This is a genomic window from Streptomyces sp. NPDC048560 (assembly GCF_040650955.1).
Taxonomy (GTDB): Bacteria; Actinomycetota; Actinomycetes; order Streptomycetales; family Streptomycetaceae; genus Streptomyces.
On sequence record NZ_JBEZIJ010000001.1, the window covers coordinates 667,218 to 689,201 of the forward strand.

The 21,984-nt window shown below is 68.6% G+C and carries 15 protein-coding genes; 5 read left to right on the forward strand and 10 right to left on the reverse strand.

The annotated features are described in order from the left end of the window. Positions 1–9 precede the first annotated feature (9 nt). The 10 genes from AB0C82_RS02935 to AB0C82_RS02980 all read right to left on the reverse strand — a co-directional run bounded on the left by AB0C82_RS02935 (position 10) and on the right by AB0C82_RS02980 (position 15,404). Positions 10–987: an ABC transporter permease gene (locus tag AB0C82_RS02935; protein ID WP_362835642.1), complete on the reverse strand. Its 978-nt coding sequence runs from the start codon at positions 985–987 to the stop codon at positions 10–12. Beyond that, positions 980–1,903 (reverse strand): ABC transporter permease, encoded by a 924-nt coding sequence (locus tag AB0C82_RS02940; protein ID WP_362835644.1) that lies wholly within the window; start codon positions 1,901–1,903, stop codon positions 980–982. The genes AB0C82_RS02935 and AB0C82_RS02940 overlap by 8 nt, the downstream gene beginning before the upstream one ends. 98 nt (positions 1,904–2,001) lie before the next feature. Further along, positions 2,002–3,633: an ABC transporter substrate-binding protein gene (locus tag AB0C82_RS02945; RefSeq protein WP_362835646.1), complete on the reverse strand. Its 1,632-nt coding sequence runs from the start codon at positions 3,631–3,633 to the stop codon at positions 2,002–2,004. Between the two features lie 178 nt (positions 3,634–3,811). Next, a complete protein-coding gene (locus AB0C82_RS02950) occupies positions 3,812–4,954 on the reverse strand; it encodes a dipeptide ABC transporter ATP-binding protein (RefSeq protein ID WP_362835648.1) in 1,143 nt (380 codons plus the stop codon). Next, positions 4,947–6,005 (reverse strand): ABC transporter ATP-binding protein, encoded by a 1,059-nt coding sequence (locus AB0C82_RS02955; protein WP_362835650.1) that lies wholly within the window; start codon positions 6,003–6,005, stop codon positions 4,947–4,949. The genes AB0C82_RS02950 and AB0C82_RS02955 overlap by 8 nt, the downstream gene beginning before the upstream one ends. A gap of 12 nt (positions 6,006–6,017) precedes the next feature. Continuing rightward, the gene (locus tag AB0C82_RS02960) at positions 6,018–6,965 is read right to left on the reverse strand and encodes an ABC transporter permease (RefSeq protein WP_362835652.1); all 948 of its coding nucleotides are present in this window, start codon (positions 6,963–6,965) and stop codon (positions 6,018–6,020) included. Then, positions 6,958–7,890 carry an ABC transporter permease gene (locus AB0C82_RS02965; RefSeq protein WP_362835654.1) on the reverse strand — a complete coding sequence of 311 codons (933 nt, stop codon included), beginning with the start codon at positions 7,888–7,890 and terminating at the stop codon, positions 6,958–6,960. Before AB0C82_RS02965 ends, AB0C82_RS02960 begins: the two co-directional genes overlap by 8 nt. Before the next feature lie 171 nt (positions 7,891–8,061). After that, positions 8,062–9,699: an ABC transporter substrate-binding protein gene (locus AB0C82_RS02970; protein WP_362835656.1), complete on the reverse strand. Its 1,638-nt coding sequence runs from the start codon at positions 9,697–9,699 to the stop codon at positions 8,062–8,064. An 836-nt stretch (positions 9,700–10,535) separates the two neighbouring features. After that, a complete protein-coding gene (typA, locus tag AB0C82_RS02975; RefSeq protein WP_362835658.1) occupies positions 10,536–12,410 on the reverse strand; it encodes a translational GTPase TypA in 1,875 nt (624 codons plus the stop codon). A gap of 435 nt (positions 12,411–12,845) precedes the next feature. Continuing rightward, the gene (locus tag AB0C82_RS02980; RefSeq protein WP_362835660.1) at positions 12,846–15,404 is read right to left on the reverse strand and encodes an ABC transporter substrate-binding protein; all 2,559 of its coding nucleotides are present in this window, start codon (positions 15,402–15,404) and stop codon (positions 12,846–12,848) included. A 299-nt stretch (positions 15,405–15,703) separates the two neighbouring features. On the opposite strand from AB0C82_RS02980, the gene AB0C82_RS02985 reads away from it, so the two are divergent. The 5 genes from AB0C82_RS02985 to AB0C82_RS03005 all read left to right on the forward strand — a co-directional run bounded on the left by AB0C82_RS02985 (position 15,704) and on the right by AB0C82_RS03005 (position 21,976). Further along, complete coding sequence (locus tag AB0C82_RS02985) at positions 15,704–15,937, forward strand: hypothetical protein (RefSeq protein WP_362835662.1); 234 nt, start codon at positions 15,704–15,706, stop codon at positions 15,935–15,937. A gap of 176 nt (positions 15,938–16,113) precedes the next feature. Further along, positions 16,114–16,872: a hypothetical protein gene (locus tag AB0C82_RS02990; protein ID WP_362836999.1), complete on the forward strand. Its 759-nt coding sequence runs from the start codon at positions 16,114–16,116 to the stop codon at positions 16,870–16,872. Further along, positions 16,873–18,837: a fumarate reductase/succinate dehydrogenase flavoprotein subunit gene (locus tag AB0C82_RS02995; RefSeq protein WP_362835664.1), complete on the forward strand. Its 1,965-nt coding sequence runs from the start codon at positions 16,873–16,875 to the stop codon at positions 18,835–18,837. Next, positions 18,834–19,610, forward strand: a complete 777-nt coding sequence (locus tag AB0C82_RS03000) for a succinate dehydrogenase/fumarate reductase iron-sulfur subunit (RefSeq protein WP_362835666.1) — start codon at positions 18,834–18,836, stop codon at positions 19,608–19,610. Before AB0C82_RS02995 ends, AB0C82_RS03000 begins: the two co-directional genes overlap by 4 nt. Before the next feature lie 266 nt (positions 19,611–19,876). Further along, a complete protein-coding gene (locus AB0C82_RS03005) occupies positions 19,877–21,976 on the forward strand; it encodes a TPM domain-containing protein (protein WP_362837001.1) in 2,100 nt (699 codons plus the stop codon). Positions 21,977–21,984 lie beyond the last annotated feature (8 nt).

Below are 21,984 nucleotides of genomic sequence, written 5' to 3' on the forward strand. Positions count from 1 at the left end.
GCGGACTCCTCAGCGCAGCTTGGGGTCGAGGGCGTCGCGCACCGCGTCGCCGAGCATGATGAACGCGAGCACGGTGATCGCCAGCGCTCCGGCGGGCCAGAGCAGCATGTGCGGGGCGTTGCGGATGTAGGGGGATGCCTCGGAGATCTCGATGCCCCAGGAGACGGCCGGCGGCTTGAGGCCGACTCCGAGGTACGAGAGCGTCGCCTCCAGCGAGATGTACGTGCCCAGGGCGATCGTCGCGACGACGATGACCGGGGCCACGGCGTTGGGCGTGATGTGGCGCAGCATCATCCGGGAGTTGGACGCGCCGAGCGCGCGGGCGGCCTGGACGTAGTCGTTCTGCTTGGCGGTGATGACCGCGCCACGGGCGATGCGCGCGATCTGCGGCCATCCGAGCAGCACGATGAAGCCGACAACGGGCCAGACGGTGTCGCTGGTGACCACGGAGAGGAAGACCAGGCCGCCGAGGACGACCGGGATGCCGAAGAAGACGTCGGTGATCCGGGACAGGAACGAGTCCCACCAGCCGCCGAAGAACCCGGCGAGGCCGCCCAGGACACTGCCCAGCAGGGCCACGCCGAGGGTGGCGCAGACGCCGACGCTCACCGAGGTACGGGTGCCGTAGACGACCCGCGTGTAGACGTCGCGCCCCTGCGGGTCGAAGCCCATGGGGTGTCCGGGCTCGGCACCCTTCTGCGCGTCGTCGAGGTTGGCCTGGAGCGGGTCGCCGCTCGCGATCAGCTGGGGCCAGATCGAGATGATCACCAGGAAGATGATGATCAGCCCGGAGATGATGAAGACGGGGTTGCGGCGCAGGTCGCGCCAGGCGTCGGACCAGAGACTGTGCGGTTTGCCTGCCGGGCCGGTCCCCTGCGGGCCGCCCGGGGTCTTCTCCAGGGAGACGCCCTCCTCCAGGGCGAGGTCCATGGCGCCACCGGCTCCGGCCGGGGAGATCGCTCCGTCCTCTGACAGCGGCTCAGGCATAGCGGATCCTCGGGTCGAGTACGGCGTACAGGAGGTCGACGATCAGGTTGGCCGCCAGGAAGACGAGAACCAGGACGGTGACGAATCCGACGACGGTCTGGGAGTTCTGGCGCAGGATGCCCTGGTAGAGCTGGTATCCGACGCCGTGGATGTTGAAGATCCGCTCGGTGACGATCGCCCCGCCCATCAGGGCGCCCACGTCCGTACCGATGAAGGTGATGACCGGGATCAGCGAGTTGCGCAGCAGGTGCCGGACGACGACGCGGCGCCGGGGCAGCCCCTTGGCGGTGGCGGTGCGTACGTAGTCGGCGCGGGCGTTCTCGGCGATCGAGGTCCGGGTGAGCCGGGTGACGTAGGCCAGGGAGACCGAGGCGAGGACGAGCCCGGGGATGATCAGTTCGTTCCACGGCGCTTCCGAGGAGACGGACGGCTTGATGATCCCCCACTCCACGCCCAGCAGGAGCTGGAGCAGCAGGCCGGTGACGAAGGTCGGTACGGAGATGACGACCAGCGTCAGGACGAGCACCGAGGTGTCGATGGGCCGGCCGCGGCGCAGACCGGTCACCACGCCGAGGGTGATGCCGATGACGATCTCGAACGCGATCGCGATGACCGTGAGCCTGATGGTGATGGGGAAGGCGGTCGCCATCAGCTCGGTGACCTCCTGCCCGTTGAACGCGGTGCCGAAGTCGCCGGTGAAGACGTTGCCCATGTAGGTGAGGTATTGCTGCCAGACCGGCTTGTCGAGGCCGAACTCGGCGCGCAGCTGGGCAGCGGTCGCCGGGTCGCACTGGCGGTCGCCGCAGAGGCCCGCGATGGGATCGCCCATCACGTTCACCATGAGGAAGATCAACAGCGTGGTGCCGAAGAAGACCGGGATCATCTGCAGCAGCCGCCGGATCACATAACGTCCCATGAGGGGCTCCGGGGGTCGGGGCGAACGGGCGAACGGTGGGGACCGCGAAGCCGGGCGGCCGGTGCTGGATGAGCACCGGCCGGCCCGGCTCCGTCAGCTCACTTGACGGTGATCTGGTCGTACACGGGGACGCTGAACGGGTTGAGCGAGACGTTGTCGATGCGGTCCGAGTAGCCGGCGCTGCCGTTCTGGTACCAGAGCGGGATGACCGGCATCTGCTCGACCATCACCTTCTCCGCGTCCTGGAACGTGGAGACCGCCGTGGCCTTGTCCGTCTCGGCGTTCGCCTTGTCGACTAGGTCGTCGAACTGCTGGTCGCTCCATTTGCCGTCGTTGGACGAGGCGTTGGTGTAGTAGACGGGCTGGAGGAAGTTCTGGATCAGCGGGTAGTCCATCTGCCAGCCGGCGCGCCAGGCGCCCGTCAGCTTCTGCTGGGAGACCTGGCTGCGGAAGTCGGCGAAGGTGCCGACGGGGCTGCCGACGCAGGCCTCGTTGTTGCCCATGACGTTGTTGATGCTGTTGCAGACCGCGTCGACCCATTCCTTGTGCGAGCCGGTGTCCGCGTTGTACGAGATCTTGAGCTGCCCGCCGGGGATGCCGCCGTTGTCGTCGATCATCTTCTTGGCCGCGGCCTTGTCGTACTCGCAGGGCGAGCCGCACAGGCCCTCCTTGAAGCCGCCTTCCTCGCCGAGGACCGGGGAGGTCCAGTCCGAGGCGGGGGTCCGGGTCTTCTGGAAGATCTGGTCGGTGATCTGCGCGCGGTTGATCGCCATCGACAGGCCCTGGCGCACCTTGGCCGCCTCCGGGGTGTCCCACTCCGCCTCGTAGAACGGGAAGGCGAGGGTCTGGATGATGCCGGCCGGGGTGTTGATGTAGCGGCCGCCGAGGTCCGCCTGGACGTTCTTGAGCTGCGAGGCGGGCACGTCGTCGACGAGGTCGAGGTTGCCGGCCGTCAGGTCGGTGTAGGCGGTGTTGTTGTCGGTGTAGACCTTGAGGTCGATGCCGCCGTTCTGTGCCTTGTCGGCGCCCGGGTAGTCGTCCCACTTGCGCAGGTTCATCGCCGAGCCCTTGGCGTAGTCGTCGATCGTGTACGGGCCGTTGCCGACCGGCTTGGAGAGCCAGGCGTCGTGGTCCGTGAAGAACGACTTGGGCAGCGGGGCGAAGGCCGGGTAGCCGAGGGTGTCCGGCCAGAGTGAGAACTTCTGCGAGAGCTTGACGGTGAACGTCATGTCGTCCACGACCTTGAGGCCGGCGAGCTTGTCCGTGGTGGCGGAGCCGGACTCGGGGTGGGCCTTGTCGTAACCGTCGATCTGGGCGAAGAAGAAGGCGTTCTTCTGATTGTTCTTCAGCGCGGCGCCGTAGTTCCAGGCGTCCACGAACGAGGCGGCGGTGATCTTCTCGCCGTTGCTGAAGGTCCAGCCGTCCTTCACCGTGACCGTGAAGTTCTCGGAGTCGGTCGTCTCGATCTTCTCGGCGAGCATGTCCTTCGCCTCGCCGGTCTTCGGGTCGTACTGCTTGAGACCCCGGAAGATCATGCTGAGGACCTTGCCGCCCTGCACCTCGTTGGTGTTCGCGGGCTCCAGCGGGTTCTGCGGGTCACCCCAGGAGGAACTCACGATCCCGTCGGCACCACCACCGCCACCGCTGTCGTCCCCGCCGCCGCAGGCCGTCGCTGCCAGGGCGACCGCCACCGCACATGCGGCCCACTTGGCTTGTGTGGCTCCGCGCATGAAGTGCCTCCTAGAGATCCATTGAGTAGCTCAATGCCTCATATCACCCCATATGTCTTCTGGTCGCATGTTCATCGGGCCATCGGTGGAACCGGTCAGGACGCCGGACAGCACAAAGCCGCCGGGCGGGCTCGAATGACCGAGCCCGCCCGGCGGCCTTGTGCTGAGCGGAGGGGAACTACGCCGCGTGGATGACGTCCTTCTCCTCGGCGAAGTGACACGCCGACTCGTGCGCGGCCGGGGAGTCCACGGACTTGAAGCGCTCGGGGATCGCCAGCAGCGGCATCTCCGTGGCGCACTTGTCCTCGGCCTTCCAGCACCGCGTACGGAAGCGGCAGCCCGACGGCGGGTTCGCCGGCGAGGGGACGTCGCCCGAGAGGATGATCCGCTCGCGGCCCTCACGGGCCTCCGGGTCCGGAACCGGAACCGCCGACAGCAGCGCCTGGGTGTAGGGGTGCGTCGGGTGCTCGTAGATCTGCTCGTCCGTACCGATCTCGGCCATCTTGCCGAGGTACATGACGCCGACCCGGTCCGAGATGTGCCGGACGATGGACAGGTCGTGCGCGATGAAGAGGTAGGAGAGGTTGAACTCGTCCTGCAGCTTCCCCATCAGGTTGATGACCTGCGCCTGCACCGACACGTCGAGCGCGGAGACCGGCTCGTCGCAGATGATGATCTCCGGGTTGAGCGCGAGGCCGCGGGCGATGCCGATGCGCTGGCGCTGACCGCCGGAGAACTGGTGCGGATAGCGGTTGATGTACTCCGGGTTGAGACCCACGACGTCCAGGAGGTCCTGCACCTTGCGGCGCCGCTCGCCCTTGGGGGCGACCTCGGGGTGGATGTCGTACGGCTCCCCGATGATGTCGCCGACCGTCATACGCGGGTTCAGCGAGGTGTACGGGTCCTGGAACACCATCTGGATGTTGCGGCGCACCGCCTTCAGCGCGCGCCCCGACAGCTTGGTGATGTCCTGGCCCTTGTAGAAGACCTCGCCCGCGGTGGCCCGCTCCAGCGTCATCAGGAGCTTGGCGACCGTGGACTTGCCACAGCCGGACTCGCCCACGATGCCGAGCGTCTCGCCCGCGAAGAGATCGAAGGAGATCCCGTCGACGGCCTTGACCGCGCCGACCTGCTTCTTGAACAGGATGCCCTGGGTCAGCGGGAAGTGCTTGACCAGGTTGCGCACCTGAAGGATGGGCTCGCCCTGCGAGATCGGCGCGTCGATGGCGGCTACGGCCTCCGCCTCGCTCGCCGCGTCCACAGTCGCCACTTCGGTGACGTTCGGGGTGGCGTCCACGGACTCTTTCTTGATGTCAGCCATGGATCGTCTCCTTCCAGAAGTGGCAGGCGCTGCCGCGGCCGACCAGATCGGTACCGTCCTGCTCGGTCACCGGGCGCAGGGCCGGGATGTCCGTACGGCAGATGTCCTGCGCCATCGTGCAGCGCGGGTTGAACGCACAACCCGAGGGGACGTGCAGCAGGTTGGGCGGCAGACCCTTGATCGCGAAGAGCTCCTGGCCCTTCTGGTCCAGGCGCGGGATCGACGCCAGCAGACCCTTGGTGTACGGGTGCGCCGGGCGCTTGTAGATCTCGTGCACGGGCGAGGTCTCGACGATCCGGCCCGCGTACATCACGGCGATCTTGTCGGCGACGTCCGCCACCACACCGAGGTCGTGCGTGATCAGGATCAGACCCATGTTGTACTCGCGCTGGAGCTCCGCGAGCAGGTCCATGACCTGCGCCTGCACCGTCACGTCCAGGGCCGTGGTCGGCTCGTCCGCGATGATCAGGTCCGGCTCCAGGGCCAGCGCCATGGCGATCATGATGCGCTGGCGCATACCGCCGGAGAACTGGTGCGGGTAGTCCGAGACCCGGGCCGCCGCGGCCGGGATCTTGACCTGGTCCATCAGCTCGATGGCCTTGGCCTTGGCGTCCTTCTTGGACATGCCCTGGTGCACCTGGAACATCTCGCCGAGCTGGTAGCCGACGGTGAGGACCGGGTTCAGCGAGGACAGCGCGTCCTGGAAGATCATCGCGATCTTCCGGCCACGGATCTTGCGCCGCTCCTCGTTGGACATCTTGAGCATGTCCTGGCCGCGGAAGAGGATCTCGCCCTGCGGGATCTTGCCCGGCGGCATGTCGAGGATGCCCATGATGGCCTGCGCCGTCACGGACTTGCCCGAGCCCGACTCGCCGAGGACGGCGAGCGTCTCACCGGCGTCCACGCTGTAGTTGACGCCGTTGACGGCCTTGGCCACACCGTCGCGGGTGTGGAACTCCACGTGCAGGTCGCGGACTTCGAGCAGCGGGCCGACGTGGTCGTCTCCCGAGCGCGGGGACGGGACTTCTGCGGTCTTGTCGATGGTGGTCACGTGCACCCCTCCTTATCGCGTCTTCGGGTCGAGGGCGTTACGGACGGCTTCGCCGAGCATGATGAACGCCAGAACGGTGATGCTGAGCATGATCGACGGGTAGATCAGGATGTGCTGGGCCACCCGGATCTGAGCCGAACCACCGGAGATGTCCATACCCCATGAAACGGTCGGCGAGGCCAGGCCGAGACCCAGGTAGGACAGCGTCGCCTCCGCCGAGATGTACACACCGAGCGAGATGGTCGCGACCACGATCACCGGCGCCATCACGTTCGGCAGGATGTGCCGGAACAGGATGCGGGGCGTGCTCGCGCCGAGCGCTCTGGCCGCCTGGACGAAGTCCGACTGCTTGATGGTGATCACCGCGCCGCGCATGACACGCGCGATCTGGGTCCAGCCGAGGAACGCCAGGGCGAACACGACCACCCAGATCGAACGGTCCGTGAACGCCTGGAGGACGACCATCGCACCGAGCAGGAAGGGCAGGCCCAGGAAGATGTTGGTGAATCCGGAGAGCACCGCGTCGATCCAGCCGCCGAAGTAGCCGGACAGCATTCCGATCAGACCACCGAACAGCGTCACCACGAGGGTCACCGCGACACCGACGATCACCGAGGCACGGGTGCCGTAGATGACACGGGCGTAGACGCTGCGTCCCTGGCCGTCGTAACCGAACCACTCGGGCGAACCGATCTTGCTCAGCTCGGGCTTGCCCAGGAAGTGGTTCACGAGGTCACCCGTGGTGGGCGAGGCGCTGGTGAACAGGCCCGGGAACGCCGTGATCAGAAGCAGGATCAGGATGAGCGCCGCGGAGATGATGAAGTACCAGTTGCTCCGCAGGTCCTGCCAGGCGTCGCCCCAGAGGCTGCGTGCCTTGTCGGCCTTGACGGCCTCGGCGGGCTCCGTGGCGGGAGTGACTGCCTCGTCGGGCGCGGGAGCGGTCTTGGTCAGGTCAGGCATACCGGATCCTCGGGTCCAGGACCGCGTACAGCAGGTCGACGAGCAGGCTCATGAAGAGGTAGACGAGCACCAGAACGGTGACCAGTCCGACCAGGGTGGTGCCCTCGCGCCGGACGATCGACTCGAAGATGGTGCCGCCGATGCCCTTCACGTTGAAGAGACCCTCGGTGACGACCGCGCCGCCCATCAGGGCACCGAGGTCGGTGCCGAGGAAGGTGACGACCGGGATCAGCGAGTTGCGCATGAGGTGGACACCCACGATGCGGCGCTTGGGGAGACCCTTGGCGACGGCCGTGCGCATGTAGTCCGAGCGCAGGTTCTCCGCCATCGTCGTACGGGTCAGTCGTGCCACGTACGCCAGGGAGAGCGAGCCCAGGACGATCGCCGGGGTGAACAACTCGCCCCACGTCGCGTCGTTGGAGACGTTCGGCGCGATCCAGCCGAGCTCGAAGGCGAACACCGACTTGACGATGAAGCCGAGCACGAAGACCGGGATCGAGATGATCAGCAGCGTCAGTACCAGGACGACGTTGTCGGTCAGGCGGCCGGCACGGAGACCGGCGGCCATGCCCAGGCCGAGACCGAGCACGATCTCGATGAGGAACGCCATCGCGGCGAGCCTCAGCGTGACCGGGAACGCGTCACCGAGCACATCGGTGACCGGACGGCCGCTGGCTATCTGGGTGCCGAAGTCGAAGTGAAGGACGATTCCCTTCATGTATTCCCAGTACTGCACCAGGATCGGCTGGTCGAGGCCGAGTTGGTGCCGCATGGCCGCAAGGGTCGCGGGGTCCGCGCCCTTGTCCCCGAAGAGCCCCCGCACGGGGTCGCCGGGCAGCGTGTAGACCATCAGGAAGATCAGCAGAGTTGTCCCGATGAAGACCGGGATCATCTGGAGCAGTCGTCGTGCGACATAGCGCCCCATGGTGCCTCCATGTAAGTGGCACGCCGCAGCCGACGGGCCCTCCCTCGTCACCGACCCCCTCGTAGGGTCGTCGGTGTCGCGGAAGGGCCCCCCGGCCACTGCGTGCAGGCTGGCGTCGCAGAACCGATGTTCAGTTTCGGTCCATCACCGGCCTGCGGACTACGTCGGTGGTTACTTCTTGACCTCGACCTGCGTCAGGATCGGGTCGCCGTCCTGTGCATAGTCGACGTTCTGGACCTTCTCCGAGTAGCCGGCGTTGACCTTGTAGTACCAGAGCGGAATGGTCGGCATGTAGTTGACCAGCTCCTTCTCCACCTCCTGGTACGCCTTGACCGACTCGTCGAGCGAGGGCGCGGTGTCCGCGGCCTTGATCTTCGCGTCGAGGTCCTTGTTCGAGAAGAAGCCGTTGTTGCCGGCCGCACCCGTACGGAACAGGTCGCTGATGAAGTTGGCGTTCACCGGGTAGTCGAGCACCCAGCCACCGCGGTAGAAGGACTTGACCTGCTTGGCGTCGCGGGCGTCCAGGTCGGCCTGGAAGTCGGCCTTGGAGTCGCCGGCGCACTCGACGCCGGTCGCCTGGGTGATGCTGTTGCAGACAGCCTCGACCCATTCCTTGTGGCCGCCGTCGGCGTTGAACTGGATGAAGACCTTGTTACCCGGAACACCGCCACCCTCCTTGATGAGGGCCTTGGCCTTCGCCGGGTCGTACTTCGTGACGTCACCGGCGACGTTCGGCTGGTAGCCGAGGACGCCCTTGGCGACCCAGCCCGTGGCCGGCTCGCGGGTGCCCTGGAGCACCGTCTTGGTGATCGTGTCACGGTCGATGGCCATCGACAGGCCCTGGAGGACCTTGGGGTCGGTGTCCTTCCACTGCTTCTGGTACATCGCGACACCGAGCGTCTGGATGGCGGAGTACGCCTTGTCCACGGCGCGGTCACCGAGGTCGGCACGGTAGACCGGAAGGTCCTTCGGGCCGATCTGGCGGAGAACGTCGACGTTGCCCGACTTCAGGTCCTCGTAGGCGGTCTCGATGGTGGTGTAGTTCTTGAAGATCACACCACCGTTCTTCGCCTTGTCGAGACCCTTGTAGTCGTCGTTGCGGACGACCTTGATCTGCTTCTTGTGGTCCCAGCTCTCGAACTTGTACGCGCCGTTGCCGACCGGCTTCTCGCCGGCGGCCTTCGGGTCCGCGTAGAAGGACTCGGGGAGCGGGGAGTAGACCGTGTAGCCCAGCTTGTACGCGAAGTACGGAAGCGGGGTGTCGAGCTCCACCGTGAAGGTGTAGTCGTCCACGACCTTCAGGCCGGACATGGCGTCGGCCTTCGGCTTGGCGCCTTCCTCCGCGGGGTGCACGTCGGCGAAGCCCTTGATGCCATCGAACCAGGACGCGTTGGTCTGCGCGTTGGTGATGTTCGCAGCCCAGTTCCACGCCTTGACGTAGGACTCGGCGGTGACCGGGGTCCCGTCGTGGAACTTCCAGTCCTTCTTGAGCTTGATCGTCCACAGCTTGGAGTCCGTGGAGTCGACCGACTCGGCGTTGATCATCTCAAGCTTGCCGGCCGGGTCGTAGTCGACCAGCTGCGAGAAGATCGCGTCGGTGACGATGCTGCCGTTCGACTCCATCGTGTTGGCCGGCTGCAGCGGGTTCTGCGGCTCACCGACCTCGATGGAGAAGATGCCGTTGGGGTCAACCGCACCCTTGGCACTCTCGTTGCCCTTGTCGTTGTTCTCGCCGCCGCCACAGGCAGTCGCGGCCAGGGCGATGATTGCCGCTCCCGCGACCCACTTGGCGCTCTTGGCACCGCGCATGGGTTTCCTCCTCATGAGTCCACTTTTGACTACAAGAGGGGCACTGGAGAGATCTACCGACACCCCTGACGGTGATCGATTCAGTGCCCCGAGTGTGCTCGTGAGTCGGCACTCCCCACAGTGCGTGACCCATTGACCCGAGCTCAATGGAGCCAACTATTGGGTACGCCCAGGCTGTAAACCACACTTAAAGGGTCTCGGTTTGACAACATCACCAGGGCCCGTGTGACCGAAATCCGGACAAACTGATCCTAGACAGACACCCCCGAAACGGACCGTTAACACATGTTCCGGAGAGCGAGGCCCGATATCCGGACACTCCGCCCGTGAAACGGAGTTGCGCGCGCGAGGTGATCGACACTCGCTTCGAGGCCCGCACGAGGCAGTGCGGACGCACCCGCGACCTCCGTCGCAGGGGTCCGCAACGCCCCTGCCGGACAACGCCGGTGGAGCACCGTCAGCAGCCCTGCCGTCACCGGCTCTTCCCCTGACTATGGCCTCTCGGGCTCTCGTGGTTCCAGCACTCCGGGGGATCCATGAGACTTCGGTCACGTAAGACGGCACGGCGCGGAACCCGCGTGAGCGACTCCTCCCGCCGGACCGACCCGACCGGAGGCCGCGCCGCCCCGCGCCGCCCCGCGGGCCCGCGTCGGCCCGCCCCACGCCGCCCGGACACTCCGATGCTCCGGGCGACGGCGTCCGGCGTCACGGGTGACCACACGAGGCATGGCCCGCCCTCCGCGATTCGCGGGGGACGGGCCATGCGTCCGGTCTCCCCCGACAGGCGCTCAGGGGGACCGGAAGGGCCTGCGGTGGTCGGGATACCCGACCGGGTGTCAGGCGTTCTTGGCGCGCGAGGCGGTGCGGCCGCGCTGCTTGGCGTCCAGGACGACCTTGCGGATACGCACGGTCTCCGGGGTCACCTCGATGCACTCGTCGTCGCGGCAGAACTCCAGGGACTGCTCCAGGGAGAGCTTGCGCGCGGGCACCACGTTCTCGGTGGTGTCCGCGGAAGCCGCACGCATGTTGGTGAGCTTCTTCTCCTTGGTGATGTTCACGTCCATGTCGTCGGCGCGGGAGTTCTCGCCGATGATCATGCCCTCGTACACCTCGGTGCCGGCCTCGGTGAAGATGACACCGCGCTCCTGGAGGTTGACCATCGCGAACGGCGTCACCGTGCCCGAACGGTCCGCGACGAGCGAGCCGTTGTGACGGGTGCGCAGCTCGCCGAACCACGGCTCGTGGCCCTCGAAGATCGAGTGGGCGATGCCCGTGCCGCGAGTCTGCGTCAGGAACTCCGTACGGAAGCCGATGAGGCCGCGGGAGGGCACGATCCACTCCATGCGGACCCAGCCCGAACCGTGGTTCGTCATCGTCTCCATGCGGCCCTTGCGGGTCGCCATCAGCTGCGTGATGGCGCCGAGGTGCTCCTCGGGCGAGTCGATCGTCATGCGCTCGATCGGCTCGTGCGTCTTGCCGTCAACCTGCTTGGTGACGACCTCGGGCTTGCCGACGGTCAGCTCGAAGCCCTCGCGGCGCATCTGCTCGACCAGGATGGCCAGGGCGAGCTCACCGCGGCCCTGGACCTCCCACGCGTCGGGACGCTCGGTGTCGAGCACGCGCAGCGAGACGTTACCGACCAGCTCGCGGTCCAGGCGGTCCTTGATCTGGCGCGCCGTGACCTTGTGGCCCTTGCCGCCCTTGCCGACCAGCGGCGAGGTGTTGGCACCGATGGTCATGGAGATGGCCGGCTCGTCGACCGTGATCAGCGGAAGCGCGATCGGGTTCTCGGGGTCGGCCAGGGTCTCGCCGATCATGATGTCCGGGATACCGGCGATGGCGCAGATGTCACCGGGGCCCGCCACCTCGGCCGGCTTGCGGGTGAGCGCCTCGGTCATCAGCAGCTCGGTGATGCGGACGTTGGACATCGTGCCGTCGCGCTTGATCCACGTGACGTTCTGGCCCTTGCGCAGCTCGCCCTGCTCGACACGGCAGAGCGCGATACGGCCGAGGAAGTTGTCGGCGTCCAGGTTGGTGACGTGGGCCTGCAGCGGGGCGTCCGCGTCGTACTCCGGGGCCGGAACCGTGGAGAGGATCGTGTTGAAGAACGGCTCCAGGTTGGTGCTGTCCGGCGGGACGGTGCCGTCTTCCGGCTTCGTCAGCGACGCGACGCCGTCACGGGCGCAGGCGTAGACGATCGGGAACTCGATCTGGTCCTCGTCGGCGTCCAGGTCCAGGAAGAGGTCGTACGTCTCGTCGATGACCTCGGAGATCCGGGAGTCGGGACGGTCGGTCTTGTTGATGCAGAGGATGACCGGCAGCTTGGCGGTGAGCGCCTTACGGAGCACGAACCGGGTCTGCGGGAGCGGGCCCTCGGAGGCATCGACGAGCAGCACGACCGCGTCAACCATCGAAAGACCGCGCTCGACCTCGCCGCCGAAGTCGGCGTGGCCCGGGGTGTCGATGATGTTGATGGTGATGACGTCGCCGCCATCCTTCGGGTGGTACTTGACGGCCGTGTTCTTGGCCAGGATCGTGATGCCCTTCTCACGCTCCAGGTCGTTCGAGTCCATCATGCGATCGTCGAGGTGCTCCGCGGCGTGCGCGGCGAAGGCGCCGGCCTGCTTGAGCATGGCGTCGACCAGCGTGGTCTTGCCGTGGTCGACGTGGGCGACGATGGCTACGTTACGGATGTCGTGGCGCGTGGGCATGGGTGGCTTGCGCTTCTCTCGGATCGTGGGATCAGGCGTCTCAGTCGGTCTCGAGTCCTCGTACGCCCGCCGGGCGGACACGCCACGGCTAGTCCAATGGTACGGGCCCGGCGCGTCCGGGGCTTCCCGGCCCGATCCGCGAGACCGGGATTCAGCCGATATTCAGCCGGTATTAAGTCATTATTCGGCTGGTGCACGCCCTGGACGAGGCACGAAAAAATCCTGAGAAAAGCTGAGAACAACGAGGAATCGCGGGGAAAAGCAGGCAGGCACGGGAGGAAGTCGCGCTCGCCGGTGGGGGGTGTGGGGAGGGGCGAAGGAAGGCCGAGAACCCGGGTCAGGGGCATGAACCACCTTGCCCGCCGGGGAGACCGGCGGGCAAGGGAATTGAGCTGGTTCTGAGCTTCGGACCGGCCTTTGCGCCGACTCGACCTGCTACTTCTTACGGTTCGCGGGGGAACCTGCCGCTTGCGGCTTCTTGAAGCCGATGTCCTGATAATGAGGCGCCGCGAAACCGAAGGCACCCACATTGACCAGCTGCTTGTCGGCGGCCACCAGCTGCGGGCGCTGGTAGAGCGGAATCGATCCTGCCGCCGCCCAGATCCGTGCGTCGGCCTGCTTCATCAGATCCCGGGCGGCGCCCTCGTCCAGTTCGGAGACCGCCTGGTCGAAGAGCTGGTCGATGTGGTCGGTGCCGACCCGGGTGTAGTTCTGCTCGACCAGCAGCGATCCGTCGGTGGCGGGTTCCGGCTTGGCGAAGATCGGGCGGCCGTCGGTCGCCGGGTAGGCGGTCGCGGGCCAGGAGTACAGCGCCAGGTCGTAGTCGCCGGACGCGATGTGGTCCTTGAAGTAGTTCTCGTCGGCGACCTTGGTGATCTCCGTACGGATGCCGACCGACTCGAGCATCGCGGCGATCTTCTCGCCGACGCTGCGCAGGGCCTGGGACCCCGGACCGGACGGGAGGACGAAGCGCAGGGAGAGCGGCACGCCGTCCTTGCCCAGCGGGCCCCGGACGGAGGCGGGCTTGGGGGCGGCGGTGCCCGTCGGGGCGTAGGCGCCCGCGGCGCCGCCCGGCTTCTTGTCGTGCGTGGCGACCTTGTCCTGCGTGGCGACCTTGTCCTGCGTGGTGGCCTTGTCCTGCGTGGTGGCCTTGTCCTGCGCCTCCTTGGCGGTGACCTTGGAGCCGTCGGCGGCCGAGTCGGTGTCTCCGTTGTCGCTGTCCTTGGCCCCGGCCTCTGCGCCGGCCCCGGCCTTCCCGTCCGTTTCGGCGCCCGCGGCCGCCGGCCGGGCGGTCCTGGTCGCTGTGAACAGCCCGGCCTGGCGGAGCAGGGCGGCGCTCTGGAGGCCCGCGGCCGAGGCGGGGGCGAGGGTACGGGCCGCGGGGCCCTCGTCCCGGCGCTCGCCCGGCTTGTCGTCCTGACCGACGACGTACATACCGTCGTCGCGGGCGGGCTCGGCGCCGCCGGCCCGGTCGGCGGGGTCGCCCTTCCCTGCCTTCTCCGTCTTCTCCTGCTTCTCGGTCCTGTCCGCGCCCTTGCCCGCGTCCTTGCCCGCGTCCTTGTCCGCGTCCTTCGCCTTCTGCTTGTCGGCCTCGCTGCCCGCCTTGGTGTCCTTGGGCTTCTCCATCGCTCCGCCGTGCGTCCAGCCCGCGTCGGCCAGCAGCGCCTGCGCCTCCTTGGTGTCCTGGTCGCCGAGCGCGCCGCTGCCGTCCTTGTAGACGGGCTGCCCGGTCAGCGCGAGGTGGCTGCCGAGCGGCTCCGCGGGCAGCCCGAGCGGCTTCAGCACGGTCTCGGCGAGCTCCTGGCGGTCCAGGGCGCGGGCCACCGCACGGCGTACCCGGTCGTCCGAGAGCGGCCCGGACTCGCCGTTCAGCGCGAGCTGCGTGTAGGCGGGCTCGAGGGACTTGCGTACGACGTAGGCGCGCAGGGACTTCTGCTCGGCGGCGTACGCGGCGACGGCCTCCTGGTTCGTCCTGCGGGCGGCCTGCGCGGCCTCCGCCTGCTTCCCGTCGGAGCCGTGGGCCAGCGCCCAGGAACGCAGCGCGGCGGCGGGGGTGAGGGCGGCGCCGGGACCGTGGGCGAGCGGCTGCCCGTGGCCGCCGCCCTCGCGGGCGGCGAGGGCGATCCGGTGTGCGGCGGCGGCGTCGACGTCCGCGATGTCGACGGTGCCCTGAGCCAGCGCGTCGGCACGGTCGCCCGGCTTGACCGCGCGGAAGACGAGAGAGTCGAGCTTGGGCTCGTCACCCCACCAGCGCGGGTTGCGGTCCAGGGTGAGCTTTCCCTCACTCTTGCTCGCGCCGCGCAGCTGAAACGGTCCTGCGGTGACCTTGAGCGTGGTGCGGGCCCCGTCGTTGAAGCTGTCCGGGGAACCGGTCACCTCCTTGGGGAGCAGCGGGGTGAAGAGCGAACGCCAGTCCGCGTACGGCTTGGCGAAGGTCACCCGGACCTGGAGGTCGTCGCTGCCGCGCTCGATCTTCTCGATGCGGTCGTAGCCGGCGTTCCGGGCGGTCCAGTACGCCGAGTCCTTGCCGCTCAGCGCCCGCCACTGGGCGACGAAGTCGGGGGCACCGATCTCCCGCCCGTTGCTCCACACCGCCTGCTGGTTGAGCTTGTAGAGCACGACCTGCCTGGGTTCCCGCTCGACGATCCTCGCGGACTCCAGGTAGTCCGGGTTGAGCCGTGGTGTGCCCTTGGCGTCCATCGGGAAGAGCGAGGGCAGCAGCGCGCCCGTGACGCGGGCGGTCGAGCCGTCCGCGTCCGCCTGGTAGGCGTTGAGGGTGCTGGGCATCGCGTCGATGGCCCAGTTGACCGTGCCGCCGTCCCGCACGAGGTCCCGGGCGGCCGGGGCGATGTCCTGGGGGGCGGCGACGGAGGAGGTCCCGTCGCCGCCCGAGCTGCATCCGGCCAGCACGGGGACCGTGAGCACACCCGTCGTGAGGAGCGCGAGCGAGCGGCGCTTACGGGTCGTCCCGCGCGGGACGCCGACGTGGGACATGGCTGATACCTCCGGGGCCGGCCCGGTCCACCCCGTACCGGAATGGACCGGATTCTTCGTGTTTGGTGGCATTTGCAGTTGATCACACTGGTTCGGTCCCTCCACTGAAAGCGTCTTCGCGCGAGCGGCGGCGCAGCCGCGGCCCGCCGCGCCGCGAACCTCACCCGGGCGGCGGAACGGCCGGCCCCCGCCCGCACCCGAGAGAGCGATGCGCGCTCCCTTCACAAAGCAGATGTGACGCGCGACACTCGCTTGCGCATGAGCGTTGCCACCCGCCACCGCGGAAGTGAGGGCAAGTCATGTCCCTGCACGAGGAATTGACGGCCGTTCAGCACTGTCTCGACGACCTGGTCCGCTCGGTCGGCCGGCTGGAGCTCAGCCTCGCGCGCCTGCGTGAGGACGCGGTGGGCCGGACCGGTCCCCCGGAGCACCCGGCCGACATGGTCACCATCACCGAGGCGCCGTACGACGCCACGCTGTGGACGGACTCGGACGACGAGGGTCTGGGAGTCCGCGGCCGGCACGCCCCCTAGGTCACGCGGTCCGGGCGAGGGACCCCGGCCCCTTCACGGCCCAGCCACCCATTCCCGAGGAGCACTCCTTGGCAACCGGTACGGAACCAGGCACGCAACCACCGCGCCCGCCGACACCAGCGCCGCGGACCGGCGGAACGGGCGCCGGCGGTGTCCGCCACGGCTCGCGCGCCGCCATCGCCGCCCGGCATCTGCGCACCGACCGCTGGTGGCTCGCGCCCGCCGCGACGGCCGGCGGACTGCTCGCCTTCATCGTCTACTCGACGTGGCGGGCCTTCGCCAACGCCGACTACTACGCCGCCCCGTACGTATCGCCGTTCTACTCGCCCTGTCTGGCGGAGAACTGCGCCCCGATGCGCTCGGGCCCCAACTGGGAGATCGTCGGCAGCTGGTGGGGCCTCTCCCCCGCCCTGCTCGTCCTGGTCTTCCCGCTGGGCTTCCGGCTGACCTGCTACTACTACCGCAAGGCGTACTACCGGGGTTTCTGGGCCTCTCCCCCGGCCTGCGCGGTCGCCGAGCCGCACAGCTCGTACACCGGCGAGACCCGCTTCCCGCTGATCCTGCAGAACCTGCACCGGTACTTCTTCTACGCGGCGCTCCCGGTCGCCGGAATCCTCACGTACGACACCGTCCTCGCCTTCCGCGACGAGCACTACGCCTGGGGGCACATGGGCCTGGGCTCCCTGATCTTCCTGGTGAACATCACCCTGATCTGGGCGTACACCCTTTCCTGCCACTCCTGCCGGCACATCATCGGCGGCCGGCTGCGGCACTTCTCCAAGCACCCTGTGCGCTACCGCCTCTGGGGCTGGGCCGGGAAGCTCAACGGCCGCCACATGCAGCTCGCCTGGGCCTCCCTGATCAGCGTGGCGGTGGCCGACTTCTACGTCTATCTCGTCGCTTCCGGCGCCTTCGACGATCCGAGGTTTTTCTGAATGACTGAGCTCGAACGGCAGCAGTGGGACGTCGTGGTGGTCGGAGCCGGCGGCGCCGGTCTGCGGGCCGCCATCGAGGCCCGGGAGCGCGGAGCCCGTACCGCCGTCATCTGCAAATCGCTCTTCGGCAAGGCCCACACCGTCATGGCGGAGGGCGGGATCGCCGCCTCCATGGGCAACGTGAACTCCGGGGACAACTGGCAGGTGCACTTCCGCGACACCATGCGGGGCGGGAAGTTCCTCAACCAGTGGCGGATGGCCGAGCTGCACGCCAAGGAGGCCCCCGACCGGGTCTGGGAGCTGGAGACCTGGGGTGCGCTCTTCGACCGCACGCCCGACGGAAGGATCTCCCAGCGCAACTTCGGCGGCCACGAGTACCCGCGGCTCGCGCACGTCGGGGACCGTACCGGCCTCGAACTGATCCGCACGCTCCAGCAGAAGATCGTCGCGCTCCAGCAGGAGGACTTCCGGGAGACCGGCGACTACGAGGCGCGCCTCAAGGTGTTCCAGGAGTGCACGGTCACCCGCATCCTCAAGGACGGCGAAAGGGTGAGCGGCACCTTCTGCTACGAGCGCGAGTCCGGCCGCTTCTTCGTGCTCGAAGCGCCCGCGGTCGTCCTCGCCACCGGCGGGATCGGCAAGTCCTTCAAGGTGACGTCGAACTCCTGGGAGTACACAGGCGACGGTCACGCCCTTGCCCTGCTGGCCGGTGCGCCGCTGCTGAACATGGAGTTCGTCCAGTTCCATCCGACCGGCATGGTCTGGCCGCCGTCGGTGAAGGGAATCCTCGTCACCGAGTCGGTGCGGGGCGACGGCGGGGTGCTGCGCAACTCCGAGGGCAAGCGGTTCATGTTCGATTACGTCCCCGAGGTGTTCAAGGAGAAGTACGCGCAGTCGGAGGAGGAGGGCGACCGCTGGTACGAGGACCCGGACCACAACCGCCGCCCGCCCGAACTGCTGCCGCGCGACGAGGTCGCGCGCGCCATCAACTCCGAGGTGAAGGCCGGCCGCGGCTCACCGCACGGCGGGGTGTTCCTGGACGTCTCGACCCGGATGCCCGCGGAGACGATCCGGCGGCGGCTGCCGTCGATGTACCACCAGTTCAAGGAGCTGGCGGACGTCGACATCACGGCGGAGGCGATGGAGGTCGGGCCCACCTGCCACTACGTGATGGGCGGCATCGCCGTCGAGTCCGACAGCGCGTCCGCACTCGCCGTCCCGGGGCTCTACGCGGCGGGCGAGGTGGCGGGCGGGATGCACGGCTCCAACCGGCTGGGCGGCAACTCCCTCTCCGACCTGCTCGTCTTCGGGAGGCGCGCGGGGCTGCACGCCGCGACGTACGCGGCGGGTCTCTCCGCCCTCCCCGTCGTGGACGAGGCGCAGATCGACGAGGCCGCGGCGGAAGCCCTGCGTCCGTTCGACGCGGAGGGGAGCCGTGACGGTGCCGCCGGCGCCACCACCGCTACTGCCGCCACCCCCGAGAATCCGTACACCCTGCACCAGGAACTCCAGCAGACGATGAACGACCTGGTCGGCATCATCCGCCGCGCCCCCGAGATGGCACAGGCACTGGAGAAGCTGGCGGGACTGCGCGTACGGGCGCACCGCGCCGTGGTCGAGGGGCACCGGCAGTTCAACCCGGGCTGGCACCTCTCCCTGGACCTGCGCAACATGCTGCTGGTCAGCGAGTGCATCGCCCGGGCGGCGCTGGAGCGTACCGAGAGCCGGGGCGGTCACACCCGCGAGGACTGCCCGACGATGGAACGGTCCTGGCGCCCGGTGAACCTGCTGTGCCGGCTCGCGGACCCCGAGGACCCTAAGGACCCCAAGGGCCCGGAGGATCCGCAGCGTGGGCAGATCGAGCTCGTGAAGACGTCGACCGAACCCATCCGTCCGGATCTGCTCGCCCTGTTCGAGAAGGAAGAGCTGGTCAAGTACCTCGCCGAAGAGGAGCTGTACGAGTGAGCAGCTACAACGCGCGGTTCAGGGTCTGGCGCGGGGACACCGGCGGCGGCGACCTGGAGGACTACACGGTCGAGGTCAACGACGGTGAGGTCGTCCTCGACATCATCCACCGCATCCAGGCCACGCAGGCGGGCGATCTCGCGGTCCGCTGGAACTGCAAGGCGGGCAAGTGCGGTTCGTGCAGTGCGGAGATCAACGGCCGTCCGCGCTTGCTGTGCATGACCCGGATGTCGGTGTTCGACCGCCAGGAGACGATCACCGTCACGCCGCTCCGGGCCTTCCCCGTCGTCCGGGATCTGGTGACGGACGTGACGTTCAACTACGCCAAGGCGCGGGAAGTGCCCGCCTTCGTGCCACCAGAGGGGGTGAAGGCAGGCGACTACCGGATGCAGCAGATCGACGTGGAGCGCTCGCAGGAGTTCCGCAAGTGCATCGAGTGCTTCCTGTGTCAGGACACCTGCCATGTGGTCCGCGACCACGAGGAGAACAAGGCGGCGTTCGCCGGTCCGCGCTTCCTGATGCGGGTGGCCGAACTGGACATGCATCCCCTGGACGCGGCGGCCCGGGCGGGCCTCGACCGGAAGGCGACGGCGCAGGAGGAGCACGGCCTGGGCTACTGCAACATCACGAAGTGCTGTACGGAGGTGTGCCCCGAGAACATCAAGATCACGGACAACGCCCTGATCCCGCTGAAGGAGCGCGCCGCCGACCGGAAGTACGACCCGCTCGTCTGGCTGGGCAACAGGATCGGCCGCAGGGGGGACGCCATGTGAGGCGGGCTCGGCCCCCCGGCACCACTGCTCGCGGGCCCCCTCTGCGGGTGGCCCTGCCGGTTCGGTGGCCCGCACTCCCGGGGCATTGCGGCTGTCATCGGCCGAGTGGGCAGCACAGGCGGCACTCCTGCCGCCATCTCCGGGTCGGGCTGTGATCTGCCGCCCGCTCCAGGTCGGGCGGTGCTCGTGCCGCCCACTCCGGGTCGCGGAGGCGGGAGGCCGGACATAGCCTCCCAAATGTGACGCCGCCCGCGAGTCGTACCCGGATGCCCGGATTCGGCAGAGCCCTCCTCACCGCCCTGGTAGCGGTGTGCTGGCTGGTCCTGCCGCCCGCTCCGACCGCACGCGCCGAGGACCCCGTGCCCCTTTCCCGCGAGGGCCAGATCACGGACGAGGTGGACGCGGTCGGGGACCGGGAAGCGCAGGTGGAGACCGCGCTCGACGCGCTGTACGAGGACCGCCGCATCCAGCTCTTCGTCGTGTACGTACGCGATTTCTCCGGCCGGTCCGCGCAGACCTGGGCCGACGAGACGGCCAACCGCAACGGCCTGGGGCAGGACGACGTACTGCTGGCCGTGGCCACGCACGACCGGCAGTACGCCTACTCGGTCGACGCGGGTTCGCGGCTCACCGACGAGCAGTTGCGGGACGTGGCGAGCACCGCCATCGAACCCGCCCTGAAGGAGAACGACTGGGCGGGCGCCGCCATCGGAGCCGCCAACGGCTACTCCGCGGTCCTGGCGGGACAGCCCGTGCCCACCCCCACGCTCACACCCGGCGCCGCCGACCCCGGCGCGGGCGAGTCAGAAGGGGGCGGCGCCGGGGACCTCATCCTCCCGGTGGCGCTGGTAGGTGCTGCGGGTGCGGTCGCCGTCTACGCGTACACGCGGCGCAAGCGACGCGCTTCCGGGCGCACCACCCCCGCCGCGACCGGCTGGGGAGCGGGCGCGGCGACGGACGCGAAGCCCCCGACTCCGCTGCCGGAGCTCGATGCCAGGGCCAAGGAAGTGCTGGTGGACACGGATGACGCGGTCCGCACGAGCGAGGAAGAACTCGGCTTCGCCGTCGCCCAGTTCGGTGAGGAGACGGCGGTTCCGTTCACTGAAGCGGTCAACCGCGCCAAGACGGAACTGACAGCCGCCTTCCGGCTGCGGCAGCAGCTCGACGACTCCTTTCCGGAGGACGACGCGACGCGCCGGCAGATGCTCGACGAGATCATCAGCCGCTGCGCGGATGCCAATGAGCGCCTGGACACCGTGTCGGAGGACTTCGACAGCCTCCGGGACCTGGAACGCAACGCTCCACAGGCCGTGGCCGCCGCCGAGTCCGCCTTCCACGAACTCGAAGGCCGGATCTCCACGGCGGAGGCGACCCTGGCGGCCATGCGGAGCCGCTACGCGGAATCGGCCGCCGCTCCCGTCGCGGGCGGCCTCCGACAGGCGAAGGACCGGCTCCTCTTCGCGACCTCCAGCCTCGACGAGGCGCGCCAGGCCGTGGACGCCGGCGACAACTCGAAGGCCGCCGTATACGTACGCGCGGCCGAGGGCGCGGTCGGCCAGGCGGCCACCCTCGTCGACGCCGTGGACCGTCGGGCCAAGGAACTCGCCGAGGCAGCGGGAAAGCTGCCGGCGGCGCTCACCGAGACCGAGACCGATCTGGCGGATGCCGGAGGGCTCGTCGAAGGCACCGCCGAGGGAGTGTCGACCGCCGATCTGCGCGGCCGGATCGCCCGGGCCGAAGCGGTACTCGACGACGTGCGGGCCGAACTCACGGCCGGCCCGTACGACCCGATCGACGCCTTGCGCAGGGTCGAGGAGGCGGACGCCGCACTGGACGAGGCGCTGGCGGGGGCCCGCCGACGGGAACAGGGAAACCTCCGGGCCCGCTCGCTCCTCGATCAGGCGATGCTCACCGCGCGGGCCACGATCGCGGCCGCCGCCGACTTCATCACCACGCACCGGGGCGCCGTGGGGAGCCAGGCCAGGACCCGGCTGGCGGAGGCCGGGCGCCGATGGGAGCGGGCCGGCGAACTGGCGGGGGCGGACGATCCGCAGGGTGCGCTGGCCGAGGCCCAGCAGGCGGACGCGCTGGCGGTCCAGGCCCAGAGCCTGGCCGAGCAGGACGTGCGGAGCTACGGGAACCGGATCGGACCGGGCGGTGTACAAGGAGGTGGCGGCGGGATGAGCGGGGCGGTGCTCGGCGGGATCATCCTCGGCGGACTCCTCGGCGGCGGGGGCGGGCGGGGCGGAAGCGGCGGTTTCGGAGGGGGGTTCGGAGGTGGCCGAGGCGGCGGGTTCGGTGGCGGACCCGGCAGTTTCGGCGGAGGGGGGACGCGCGGCCGCCGGGGCGGCGGCGGGCGCTTCTGACCTGCGGC

Bases quoted from the DNA above. Each gene is read 5' to 3' on its own strand.
- AB0C82_RS02960 (WP_362835652.1), bottom strand. From the start codon at position 6,965: ATGCCTGACCTGACCAAGACCGCTCCCGCGCCCGACGAGGCAGTCACT.
- AB0C82_RS02965 (WP_362835654.1), bottom strand. From the start codon at position 7,890: ATGGGGCGCTATGTCGCACGACGACTGCTCCAGATGATCCCGGTCTTC.
- AB0C82_RS02995 (WP_362835664.1), top strand. From the start codon at position 16,873: ATGACTGAGCTCGAACGGCAGCAGTGGGACGTCGTGGTGGTCGGAGCC.
- AB0C82_RS03005 (WP_362837001.1), top strand. From the start codon at position 19,877: ATGCCCGGATTCGGCAGAGCCCTCCTCACCGCCCTGGTAGCGGTGTGC.
- AB0C82_RS02985 (WP_362835662.1), top strand. From the start codon at position 15,704: ATGTCCCTGCACGAGGAATTGACGGCCGTTCAGCACTGTCTCGACGAC.
- typA (WP_362835658.1), bottom strand. From the start codon at position 12,410: ATGCCCACGCGCCACGACATCCGTAACGTAGCCATCGTCGCCCACGTC.
- AB0C82_RS02970 (WP_362835656.1), bottom strand. From the start codon at position 9,699: ATGCGCGGTGCCAAGAGCGCCAAGTGGGTCGCGGGAGCGGCAATCATC.
- AB0C82_RS02950 (WP_362835648.1), bottom strand. From the start codon at position 4,954: ATGGCTGACATCAAGAAAGAGTCCGTGGACGCCACCCCGAACGTCACC.
- AB0C82_RS02945 (WP_362835646.1), bottom strand. From the start codon at position 3,633: ATGCGCGGAGCCACACAAGCCAAGTGGGCCGCATGTGCGGTGGCGGTC.
- AB0C82_RS02935 (WP_362835642.1), bottom strand. From the start codon at position 987: ATGCCTGAGCCGCTGTCAGAGGACGGAGCGATCTCCCCGGCCGGAGCC.
- AB0C82_RS02980 (WP_362835660.1), bottom strand. From the start codon at position 15,404: ATGTCCCACGTCGGCGTCCCGCGCGGGACGACCCGTAAGCGCCGCTCG.
- AB0C82_RS02940 (WP_362835644.1), bottom strand. From the start codon at position 1,903: ATGGGACGTTATGTGATCCGGCGGCTGCTGCAGATGATCCCGGTCTTC.